The following is an 11,965-nucleotide window of genomic DNA, read 5'->3' as shown; positions in this document are numbered from 1 at the left end:
GTCGGGAGGATCGTCGCCGTCATCGTCGGGGTGGATGTTCCCCTGGTTCTCGTCGCCGTCCGTCCGCGGTTCGGTCTCGGAGTCTGAGCCGTCGGGGTCGACACCCTGATCGGCGGGGAGCGGTTGTGTCGCTTCGCTGTCCGGAAGCGGGGCGTTCGGGCGAGCCGGACCGGTGTCCGGTGCCGCAGAATCCGCGGGCGACAATTCCGTGGGTGACGTATCCGCGGACGACCTGTCTGCGGGCCTTTCCGTAGGCGGGCGATCCGCAGGCACCGTACCGGTTAGCGGGCGATCCGCAGGTGCCGTGTCTGTGCGCTCCGTGCCGGTAGGCAGGCTATCGATGGGTACCGCGTCTGTGCGCGCTGTATCGGTAGTCGACTGATCCGTGGGCGGGTGATCCGTGCGCCGCGTCGCCGGTTCGTCACGCGATGTCGAAGGTTCGGCATCGTCCCGCAAATCGCGTTCTCGCGCAGGGTCTTCCGGGCGAAGCGCGGTCGCACCGTCGGGCTCGGCCGAGGGCAGACCTGCTCTGCGGGCGAGATCGGCGAAGAACTCCTGATTTCGACGACGTTCCTGCGCGGCCTGATCCGCGATATCCCGATCCAACTCGTCGAAGGCGTCGTTCACCCGACGACGAAGTGCCTCGAATTCCGCGTCGGTCGACTCGGACCGCATCCGAGCGACCCACGCCTCCAACTCCGCGCGGCGATCGGCACTCCACTCGTCGATCTCGGCACGACTGCGAGTGAACCATTCCGACTCGCCGGGCCCCGGATCGTCGGGATCCTGGGGCGTCCGTGACGGCGGATCGGCGGGTGGCTCGTCCGAGCCCCCGTCCGATCGGACAGTGGGGGTTTCGGATTCCTCGAGCGGTGCCGCATCCGGCAGGGTCTCACCGTCTGCGAGTGGTTGCGGACGCGTCGGCTCGTCATCGGTAAGTGTCGGGTCCGGTCGATTCCGGTCGGAGGCGGTCCGCTCCGCGTCGGGATCGCCGACCCGTCTGTCGGGCTCTGTCGAATCGACGACCGTGTCATCAGTACCGGGCAACGGCCGAGTCGGATCAACGACCGTGTCCTCACCACCCGGTGACGGCCGAGTCGGATCCACCACAGTGTCGTCACCACCGGGCAACGGCCTGGTCGGATCTACCACAGTGTCATCACCACCCGGCAACGGCCTGGTCGGATCCGACCCACCCGGCGGCAGCCCGGGCCGAACCGGCGGCGTCTGCGGCCCCACGGGGCGCGGGGCGTAGGGAATATCCGCGCGCCAATCCGTCAGAGGTGGGCGGTTCGCGTTCCAATCCAGGCCTAGGCGGATCGCATGCTGATTCGCGTCGCGCCATGTCGCGATCGGGTTGTCCCGCAGGAAGTCCGATTCGGCCAACGCGTCTCGCAGCAACAAGATGTCTTGGGGCAACGGGGTACCGGCAACCAACCGATTCCAGGCTTCCGCCACGTCGGCCACCGTGTCCAGCGGCCTTCGTACCAGCACTCCTTCGACGGGATCCCGGACCAGATGATGGTCGTTCATCAGGTGGTTCTTGATTCGTTCGAGGTCGCTCTCGCTGAACGTGGGCTGATCGTCGACCAATTGGTCGGCGATCAACCGGACTATCTCGGCGCGGTCGGTCCCGTCCAGCGGGGTCCCCAGCACGTCGCGCAGGTCGGCGACCAGCCGCGCCGCGTCGCCCGGTTCCTCGTCCACCAGGCGGCCGGTGAGTTCCTCGACTATCGCGTCGACCTCGGCGCTGACGTCGTCACGGCCCGCCAGGCCGCGCAGCCGTTCGAGCAGCGCGTCCGCGCGCGCGAGCCGCTCGGCCTCGTTCAAACGCGCGAGGTGCTCCGCGATGATCGGAATATCGCTGTCGTCCGCGCGGATTCGCGCGTATTCCGCGTCGGCCCAGGCCTGGACCCGCGCCCACTGTTCCTGCGCGGCACGCTGACGCTCGCGGAACGGCTCGGAAAGATTGCCGTCGTCGGCGACCTGGTCGGCGGGGTTCCATTCCCGGGCCATCGGCTGCACATCCGGGCGGGGCGCGCGGAACCAGGGATGGCCCTTGAACCCGGGGCGAACTCGACCGGGGTTGTCGGGATCGGCGTACCAGGTGAAGCCGGAGAGTTTCGCGGTCTCCAGGATGATGCGCATGGTGTGGTAGAAAGCGTCGGCGAACGGCAGTGAGTAGCTCGGCACATCCTGATTCGGGCCACCGCCCGGAATCTCCGGCAGGAAGCCCTCGTTCACCGCGTTCGGCGCGGGATTGTCCGACGGATCGATGAACGGATCGGCCACCGCCGCCTGGAACGGATTTACCGCCCAGCCGCTGACCCCTTCGGGAAGATCGCGCGGGGTGAACTTCTTCGGCACGGTTCCGCCGTCGCGCCCGGTATTCCATTCGGGTAGAGCGGGATTGACGTTGTTCCACTGGCCGTCGCCGTCACGCCAACGGGTCAGGTGTATGCCGGGATCGCCGCGTCCCGGTGGGGCGGTGACGAATTCACGCACGGGGGCGGTGGTGTCTTCCACGCGCCAGTTACCTTCGCGATCGGAGACGATCTGCCGGTACTCGATGGTGGTCTCGGGCCGGACCATGGCCTGAGCCAGCGCGCCACTGCGGCGCAGCGCGTCCCGGAGCGCGGCGTCGTGGTCGGCCAGCGGCGCGTCGATATGCCCGCGCGGCGCGACGACGATGATGCGCGGATGCTCGCCGTCGATCAGACCGACCCGATCGGTGATCCGTCGCGCGCCCGCGGCGTCGAAGATGTCCCCATTCGCCCCCGCCAGTTCGGCCATCCGATCCTGGATGCGGCCGATCTCGTTCTCCGCCCGATTGACCCGGTCGGCGGCTTCGGCCAGCAACTCCAGATTCCTTTGGTGCAGCAGGGTTTCGTCACCGGAAACCGGTCGGTGGGCCAGCTCGTCCAGTGTCGCGGGAAGTTCGTCTGGACCCAGGCGATCCAGTGGAACATCCAGTCGGCCCGCGACATCGTCGCGCATCGCCCGCAGCGGGGACAGGCGCAGCACCTCGGCGGCGCGTTGACGACCGAGTCGATCCAGTTCGGCCGCCACTTCCGCACTCGGCCGCCGACCCCCGGTCGCGCCTTCGGCTTCGAGCGCCGCGATGCGCCTGTCCAATTCCGTCAGCGCGTCGTTGGCCGCGATGAAGCGTTCGGCCGCCTCCTGCAAACGGAAGATCGCCTCGCGTCGCATCGACAGGATCTCCGGACCGACCAATTCCGGTGTCTGCCTGGCACTCTCCTCGCCGGTTCCCGGAACATCGCGGACGCCGACCACGGAGTCCAGCAGTCGCTGCAATGTGGGTTCGAGCCGGTCGGGGCCGAGTTCCCGGTCCATAGGGTCGCGGCCGTCGCGTCGGTCCTCCCCGTGCAGGCCCTGCCGTTCGGCCCGGTCGTTGCGCTTGGCGCGCCAGAACTCGCGTTCGCTCGCCAGTGCGGCCCGCTCGCGGATGAGTGCGGCGTACTCGGATTCCGGTGTGCTGTCGGCCGGTTCGCGAACACCGTCCTCGTCGGCGTTCGGCTCTCCCACGGGATCGGACTCGGGCTGGTCCGCGGGCCGGGTCTCGTCGGCCGGACGGGGCTGTCGCTCACTCTCGGAGTCGGGCTCCTCCACGGGACGTCGCTGTTCATCGGCACCGGCGCGTGGTTCGTCGGCCGGGCGGGGCTGTCGCTCACCATCCGGAACGGTCTCTTCCGAAGTCGGCCTCTGCCGATCGGCGTCGGAACGCGCCTCGTCGGCGGGACGCACCCGCTCATTCGCGCCATCACCGATCTGCGCCGGAGGCCGCTGCTCACCGTCGGGACGGGTGTCCCCCGGCCGCTGACGCTCACCATCCGGGCGAGTCTCACCGTCTGACCGTTGAGGCCGCGATTCCGCACTCGTGCCCTGCCCCTCGGAACGCGCACGCTCCCCGGTGGCCGGGTCCGAACCGGCGGTCGGAAGGTCGCGCACGGTGATCCGGCCCGCGCTGTCCACTTCGACCACCCGGTAGTCGATCCGCACGCCGCGGTCGTGCAGCATGCGACGGGTGTCGGCGGAGATGACCGCGTCGGGATCGGTCAATGGGGAGGCGACGACGACTCGGCGGCCGTCCGGCGACAGGCCGACGCCCTCGCTGATCATGTGCGCGCCCTCGGCGGCGATCACGTCCCGTGCGGCGAGCACCCCGGCGACCGTCCTGGCCTCGCGCTCGGCGCGGAAGGCCTCGTACAACCGTGACAGTTCCGGGCGAATCCGGTTGACCGCCCTGACCGTGTCGTTGAGCGCGGCCTGCGCGGCACGCAGGTCGTCGAAATGCGCGACCATCCGCTCCGGCGGAACGTGGGCGGTGTCGCGCAGCCGCTCGACGCGCTGTTCGGCCTCGTGCATCCGTTCGTCGACGGCGCGCGAGATCTCACCGGGCGTCGAACCGTCGGGGTCGATGCCCAATCCGCGCGCGAGTTCGCCGACCCTGGCCTCGGCGACTCGCCGGGCCACGACGGCGTCGGCGATCTGTTCCCCGGCCCGTGTGATCTCCCGGCGAACCGCATCCGTGGTCGGCTCGTGCACGGTGGCTTCGGGGCGTGCCGGGGTGTCGCCGCGGTCCGGAACCGTCACATCGGGGTTCCCGGCATTCTGATCGCCACCGGGCGGGGGTGTGCGGTTATCGGATCCGTCGCCACCGGATGAATCGGGTTCCTCCGGCAGCGGCGCGGCCGACGAAGGGGGTTTCGTCGGCGGATTGCCGCCGCCACCACCGGATTGCGGCTCGGGGACGACCTCGTCGTCCGCCCGCGGTGACCTGTCGGTCACCGGTTCCGTGCGCCGGGAGGCCGGGTCCTCCGGTCCCCGTGTGGGAACCATGTCGGCGGGTTCGACGCCCTCGACGGGGCGAGTGGCGCGGGTGGGCGTATCGCCCGGATCGACCAGCGGTGTCGCGTCCGGCCGACTGAAGCGGACGGTCGCGCTGGTGTGTTCCCCCGGCGGCCCTTCGAGCGCGCCCGGACCGAATTCCACGCGGGTGAAACCCATCTCGGCCGCGATCCGTCCGGTGAAGGTGGTCAGCGCCGCCTCTTCCGGGGTGTCGAGGAACATGTCCTGGATCGCGGCGTTGAACGCCGTCAGGTTGTCGTCGAGACCGCCCTCGCTGAACCATTGGGCCTCGATGACACGCACTCGATGACCGAGTTCCCGCATCATGTCGGCGAACATCACCCGGCCGGAGGGAGTCGCGGGGCCGCTTCTGACCACGACGTGGAGCACACCGTCCGCGTCGACGACACCGGAGATTCCGTAGCGCTGCGCGCCGCCGTAGCGATTCACGTAGGCCGAGTCGCCCTCACCGATCTCGACCTCGGGCGCGGGGGACGGCGCGGGCCTCGCGTGCTCGCCGATGTCATCGAGTCGTCCGAGTACGTCATCGAGCCAGTGGGGGCGCAGCATTCGCTCGAAGTCGGGCCGAAGCGCCTCGACCCGATTCCTGATGTCGGCGACCTCGGTCTCGGTCAGGTGGTGGTCGACGACTTCGATCGTGCCGTCGTCACCGGCGCGCAGGAAGTGGGAGGCGAAGGGGCTCAATGCGTCCGGGGTCAGCGTTCCGTCGAACGCGCGATGGTTGCCGATTCCGACGACACCGTCGTCGGGACCGATCATCCAGGTGCCCGCGTCACGGTCGGGGATCTGCGCGAGCGCGTCGACCAGGCCGAGCGCGCGGCCGCCGTCGGTGTCGTGGAAGCCGAGTTCGTGCGCGTCGACGAACATCGGGAATCGTTGCCGCGCCGTGGTTCCGGGCAGATTCTGGTGATAGACGACGTTCGGCGCGGCGCGGAACGCCTCCGGCACCGGCGCGCCGACCGCGCGGGCCAGGGCGGAGAACAGCTGTTCGGCGTCGGCGTGACGCGAGCTGATCATCGTCCGGCGAATCAGCTGGGTGCCGTCGTTGTAAGTGACCAGTTCGACCCTGCGTGGTGCGTGCACCGAATTTCCCGCGTCGATCAGCCGCACCGATTGTTCGCCGGAGGCCATCGCGTTCCGGACCGTGGCATCGAAGGAATGGATGCCGTGGGCGCGGTCCCAGTCCGCTCCGTAGGCCTCGCCGTAGGTGAGACCCGTCGAATCCGCCGCGAGTCCCTCGACCAGCGGCCGAAGCGCGCGCATACCCGCCTCGTTCGCGTGCCGATCGAGTTCGGCGGCATTCGCGTCGGGATCGAGACGCGCGGCCTCTGCTCTGGCCCGGTCGAACGCGTTGCTGTACGCCGATTCCTCCGGAGTGACGGGCAGGTCGTGACCCGCCGCGCGCAACTGCGTGCGCGCGACGATCTCCATGGCGTGGGCCCTGGTCTCCTCGTTCAGCATCGCGTCGACGTAGTCGCGCCGTGGCAGCAGCATGCGGTCCCTGGCACCGCCGGGGGTGTCACGTGCTTGCGCGGTGTCGGCGTGGATGGCGCCGTGCACCAGCGCGGCCAACTGCTCGGCATCGGTGGCCCCGGCGTCGAGACGTAGTGTGCGCTGCGACGGCAGGTACCGGTTCTCACCGTCGGAGCCGTGCACGACGCGCACACCGTGACTGTCGAGCACCCCCTCGGCCCATCGGCCGACCTCGGTCGTGGCCAGTTCGGCGCGGATCCGGGCCACCCTCGCGTCGGTAGAGGCCATGCCCGGATCGTGCGGGACCGGCGCGGGACGGGCGGACGGCTCGGAACCGGCATGCGGGTCGGCGGTGCTCACGAGTACGCGCCCGTCGGAGTCGACACGCACATCGAGACGGACGGGGTCGGCGTCGGCGCGGTCGATGATCGCGGCGACCTCGGGGTCGGTCCGCGCCCGATCGAGCACGCCCTGATGTTCACCGGGTGGCGCGACGACCAATGCGCGGTCCGACACCAGCAGCAGTTGCTCGGCGATGGGCCTGGCATCGGGGTCCGATTCCGCGCGGATGGCCGTGTACTCGCGCGCGCCACGGGTGGCGAGCTCGCTCTCGCGTCGGTCGACCGTGTGCTCCGCCGCGTCCCGCTGATCGGCGAGATCGGACAGGGTGCGCAGATCGTGTTCGGTCCGGCGCAACGCGGCGGCTTGGTCGGCGGACAGGTCGGGCGAACGGAGTGCCGCGGCCACCTCGGCGCGCCGGTCTGCGATACCGCGATCGAATACCGGGCGCGCGGCGGTCGGATCGACCCCTACCGACGTCGCGAGCGTCGCCACTCGGCCCGAGATCTCGTCCAGCGCCAGCAGATCCGCGCGAACTGCCAGGGCGTCGGCGCGCAACCGCCGGGCGGCGTCGGGGTCGGCAGGCCGGTGGACTTCGTCCGGTAGGAGCGTGTCGGCACCCTGCGCGCGCGGCAGGCGCTGCTCGTTCCAGGCGTCGCCGTAGAACCGGGTGTAGGTCGCGCCGTTGTCGAACTCGAAGCGCGCCAGCGGTTCCCGCAGCGCGTCGACCGCCACCTCGTGCGCGATCGCGGCGATCTCGTCGGGCGGCAGATCCGGATCGGAGCGCAGGAGGCTGAGTTCGGCTCGCTCGTAGGCATCGGCGTAGACGGCTTCGAGTTGGTTGGAGCTCACTTCGTAACCGATGGCACGCAGGTCACGGGCGAGCTGGAAGCGGCGGCCGGTGGCCGCGGCCTCCTCCTCGATCATCGTCCGCACATAGTCCTCGCGCGTCATCGACCGCACCACCTCGGCGCTGTGCGGTGTCAGACCGTCGACGAATCGCTGCGCGTGCACGGATTCGTGCGCCAGCGCCAGCACCTGCCCGATGTGGCTGTTTCCCTCGGTGAACACGACGGCCGCGAGGGCGCTGCGGCGGAACGAACCGACCCGGCCGTCGGCGGCCGGGTTGTGGTCGTAGAGATCGCGGACCGGTCCCGCGTCCAGCGCGGCCAGGATCTCGCGGCCGGTGGGAGTCTGGGCGAGCAGATCGCGGACCTGGTCGCGGTGGTCGTCGACCGAACGGCCGATGCGGGGCGAGGCATCGGTGTCGGCGAGCGGGTGCGAGGCGTCGTCGGGCAGGGCGTTGCCGTCGGCGTCGAACAGCACGGCCGAGACACGGTTCAGTTCGGTCGGGATGTCGGGCGGGAAGCCGCGGCGCACGCCGACACCGGGATCGCTGACCTGGACGGTGCGTTCACCGGTCACCGGGTCGACATGGGTCCGCATGGTGTAGGCGTGTGCGCCGACACCGTATTCGTCCAGCACACCGTGGTATTCGTCGACCACGAGCGCCCATTCGGCCGGGTTGTTCGGGTCGAGCAGGGCCTCGGCGATCTCCTGGTGCCGGGGCACGACGGTGTCGCCCTCGATATGCGGCGCGGGCACGTCGTGCAACCTGCCGCCGGTGTGGGCTTCCAGCTCCGCGCGCGACATACCGGCCGGCCCGACGTCGTCGGGGACTCGCACGGTAGTGCTACCGGTCTCGCCGACGATCTCCGCCAGCGAGAGAACCACACACTGACCGCGGCGGGCATCGTCGTGGTGCGGGAGCGGGCGATCCGGCGTGGCGGTGTCGGCCGGGTCCGGACCGGTCCTGTCGTCGGTGTCGCGATTGGCGCTGTCCGGGCGGGCGGTGTCACGGGAAGCCGGGGGGCTGTCGATGGTGGCCGCCGGGATCAGAGCGAGCAGGCTTTCCGGCGAGACGTCGGTGCTCGTATCGTCGCCGCGATCCGAACGTGCGGGCTGGTTCGCCGAATCAGCGGGCGGCGCGGTGGAGTCGACCCGTCTTCCCGGTGCGGCACCGTCGCGGCCCTGCTGGTTGGCCGCGCTGTCGCGGCCCTGTGGATTGGCCGCGCTGTCGGCGACACCGGCCCTGCCCGCGAAAGGGGTAGCGGGACGGCGTGAATCGGTCGCCGCGCCCGCCCGGTTGTCCGGCGATCCGGCGGTGGGACGGTCACCGGTCTGCGCCGCGCCCGCTTGCGGCGCACCGCTGTGCGCGGTCTGTGCCGAGGTCGTCGCGGGATTCGTGGTCGGGCCCGGATTCGCGGTGGCGGGGGAAGCCGCGCCCGAGGTGGGGGTCGCCGCGGTGCCGAGCGGGGTTGGTGAACCGCCGGTGGCGGGGGCGGTCGCGCCCGGCATGCCGGGTGTCGCAGGTGGGGACTGCTGTGTCGTGTCCGCTCCGTGGTGGGCGTCCGAGGTAGGCGCGTCGTGAGCTGCCCGGTCCGGGCTCGCCGCGTCCGCGCCGGTTCGATCCGTGCCCGATGCCTCCGCTCCCGTCCGATCCGGACTCGCCGCGTCCGTACCGGTTCGGTCCGCACCCGACGCCTCCGCTCCCGTCCGGTCCGGACCCGCCGTGTCCGCGCCGGTTCGGTCTGTGCCTGACGCCTCTGCTCCAGTCCGTTCCGGACCCGAGGCTTCCGAGGTGCTTCGGTCCGGAGTCGCCGAGTCTGTCCGGTCCGAAGCCGACGGGTCGGGGGTGCCGTCTCGCGACGGGCTCGCATCCTGCGTGGCGGGGGTATCGGCTGCGCGGGTTTCCGGGGCGGCCTCACGGGTGGGTGAGCCCGAACCTTCTCCGTCTGTATCCGGCGACGTCGCAGTGGGTTTCGCTTCGGAGGAGGTCGCCGGATCCGTGACGCTATCGCCTACCTGGTGCACCGGCGGCGTGTCGGCGTTCGGGCGGGGAGTGGAGCCGTCGACAGGCGGTGCGGACGCGTCGTGGGTCGCCGTCTGCCCATCGGCCGGAGCGAGATCGGCGGGCGAGAGCCCATCGGGCCGAGCACCGGGAACTCCCCGGTTCGTCTCACCGGATTCGCCCGAATCCGTTCCACCCGTGAGCGGTTCGCCGTCAGGACCGAGAGCGTCGGGACCGCGCCCGTCCGGCCCGAAGGCGTCCGGCCCGAACCGATCACCGCCGAAGGCGTCCGCGTCGGCGGGATCTATATCGAGTCGTGGCGAGCCGCCGATGCGCGGGCTCGGGTCGGGGTCGGGGGTCGGCGCGGGATACCACTCGGGATGTCTGTTGTGGTAGAAGCCGTCCGCCATCGCCCTGTTACCACCGGCGAGTCCGCCGTTGGACACACCCGCGGTGAGCATGCGCGGATCGAATTCGGTATTTCGCGCGTTCTCCCACGCGGCGCCCCACCCGTCCTGGTAGGCGTCGATACCGAACTGGGTCGCCACGCTCGCACCGAAACCGGCACCGGCGCCGACCGCGCCCGCGCCCGCGCCGGTCACCACGCCACGGACGACGTTCGGCATCGCGTCCGGCAGCCTGCGCCCGAGCCAGTCGCCGAACGGGCTGGCCGCGCCCGCGCCCGCGGCGGAACTGACCGCCGTCACGGCGACCTGCTCCCAGTTGATCCCGTTACGGTGATTCTGGGTGACCTGGTAGCCCTGGATGCCGACTTCCTGGAAGGTGCCGATGAGGGTGTCCAGCGCCATGTGCCGGACGATGAAGGTCGCCACCTTCTGCCCGACCAGTTTGGCGAGATGCTGGATGATCCGGTTCATCAACCGCTGGGCCAGAATTCGGATGCCGACCCGGGTCAAGCCGACCGCCGCCGCCTGCACCGCGGGCGCGGTCGGCGGGAAGGCCCACGCCGCGGCGAGTTCGATGGCGAGCAGCGCCAGCGACGAGATCATCATCAGCTGGGCGTAATCCATCTCGGTGCCGACCGCGTCCGCCGAGGCGGCCATTCCCTCGAAGTACTCGATCAGCTTTTCCAGCGACTGGTCACCGCTGCGCAGTTGATCGAAGGCCGCGGTCATCGCCGCGAGACCTTCCCCCTGCGGGTAGGCGGCGATCGAGGCCGCCTTGGCATCGTCGATATCGTCGAGGATGGCGCGCAGCCCACCGGCGGCGGTGCGCCAGTCGTCGGCGATACCCCACATGCCCTCGGGTTCACCGGCGGGCCAATCCGAGCCGGCCACCCACTCCAGCCAGCGCAGATACCCGGGTAACTCGGCCATCAGCGGCTACGCGTCCGTCGCGGCCGGTCAGTCGAACTGACCCTCGTTATCCTCTTCCAGTTCTCGTAACTGCCTGGCCGTGTCGTACTGGGTGGTGCTGAAATTGTCGAAGGATCCGGCGATCGCCGCGGCGCTCGTCTTCAGATTGCCCCGCGACGACAGGTAGCCCTCCGGACCATCGGAGAATCGCCTACCCATCTCGTCATCCCCCCAGGGCGCACCGCGACCGGCCAGCGAGACATCGAGCGTGCCCATCACGGTATTGATGGCATCACGCACGCGGCCGGTTTTACCCGCCGCGATATCCAGCAGATTCGGGTAGTTCTCGACAGTGCCCATGAGTGCCGCTCCTAGGACCGCGTGATGAGCACGGCCGCCACCTGTTATCTCGATGTTCGCGTCCGACGACCATGCCAGCGTCAGACGACAACCGAGTAGCGCCGACATGAACGAACAGTGCCACCGAACCGACATCCATTCCGAATGGTCCGATCCCGCAACGGCTCCCACCACCGCGTCGCGGTGCGGGCGCACCCCCGTGACGTGCGAGGATCGGACCATGCGGGTACTGCTGCAACGCGTCACCTCCGCCCGGGTCACCGTCGACGACGAAGTGACCGGGCGAATCGAGCCGAACCCGCAGGGCCTGGTAGCCCTGGTCGGCATCACCCACACCGACGACCTCACGACGGTCAAGGCGCTGGCGGACAAGACCTGGCGCTTACGAATCCTCGACGGCGAGCGTTCGGCCGCCGACCTGAACGCCCCGATCCTCGTGGTCAGCCAATTCACCCTCTACGCCGACACCGCGAAGGGACGCAGACCGTCGTGGAACTCCGCGGCCCCACGCCCGCACGCCGAACCGTTGGTCGACGCCTTCGTCGACGAACTGCGCGCATTGGGCGCCACCGTGGCGACGGGCCGCTTCGGCGCGGATATGCGCGTCGAACTCACCAATGACGGTCCGGTGACGGTCATGCTGGAGATCTAGGGCGGCCTCCGCGGACGAACTCGCCTCGGTCACGCGGGATCCCGCGATTCGGCGTCGGGATCGACCGTTCAGACCGGGTCGGTT

3 protein-coding genes are annotated in these 11,965 nt (G+C 70.1%); 1 reads left to right on the top strand and 2 read right to left on the bottom strand.

Features of this window, described 5'->3' with window-relative positions; genetic code table 11:
- Both JZ792_RS20720 and JZ792_RS20715 read right to left on the bottom strand, forming a co-directional pair.
- Positions 1-10,890: WXG100-like domain-containing protein (locus JZ792_RS20720; RefSeq protein WP_216912402.1), on the bottom strand; the 10,890-nt coding region annotated here is incomplete at its 3' end.
- Positions 10,891-10,917: 27 nt separating this feature from the next.
- Positions 10,918-11,229, bottom strand: a complete 312-nt coding sequence (locus tag JZ792_RS20715) for a hypothetical protein (protein WP_216912400.1) — start codon at positions 11,227-11,229, stop codon at positions 10,918-10,920.
- Positions 11,230-11,449: 220 nt separating this feature from the next.
- On the opposite strand from JZ792_RS20715, the gene dtd reads away from it, so the two are divergent.
- Positions 11,450-11,881 (top strand): D-aminoacyl-tRNA deacylase, encoded by a 432-nt coding sequence (dtd, locus tag JZ792_RS20710; RefSeq protein ID WP_216912393.1) that lies wholly within the window; start codon positions 11,450-11,452, stop codon positions 11,879-11,881.
- The last annotated feature ends 84 nt before the right edge of the window (positions 11,882-11,965 follow it).

Origin of the sequence: Nocardia noduli (genome assembly GCF_019038455.1) — a bacterium.
In the GTDB taxonomy this organism is placed as follows: domain Bacteria; phylum Actinomycetota; class Actinomycetes; order Mycobacteriales; family Mycobacteriaceae; genus Nocardia; species Nocardia noduli.
This window is presented reverse-complemented; position numbering and strand designations above follow the sequence as displayed.

What these genes read in the sequence shown, in the direction of transcription:
- dtd (WP_216912393.1), top strand. Translation starts at nt 11,450, where the DNA reads ATGCGGGTACTGCTGCAACGCGTCACCTCCGCCCGGGTCACCGTCGAC.
- JZ792_RS20715 (WP_216912400.1), bottom strand. Translation starts at nt 11,229, where the DNA reads ATGGGCACTGTCGAGAACTACCCGAATCTGCTGGATATCGCGGCGGGT.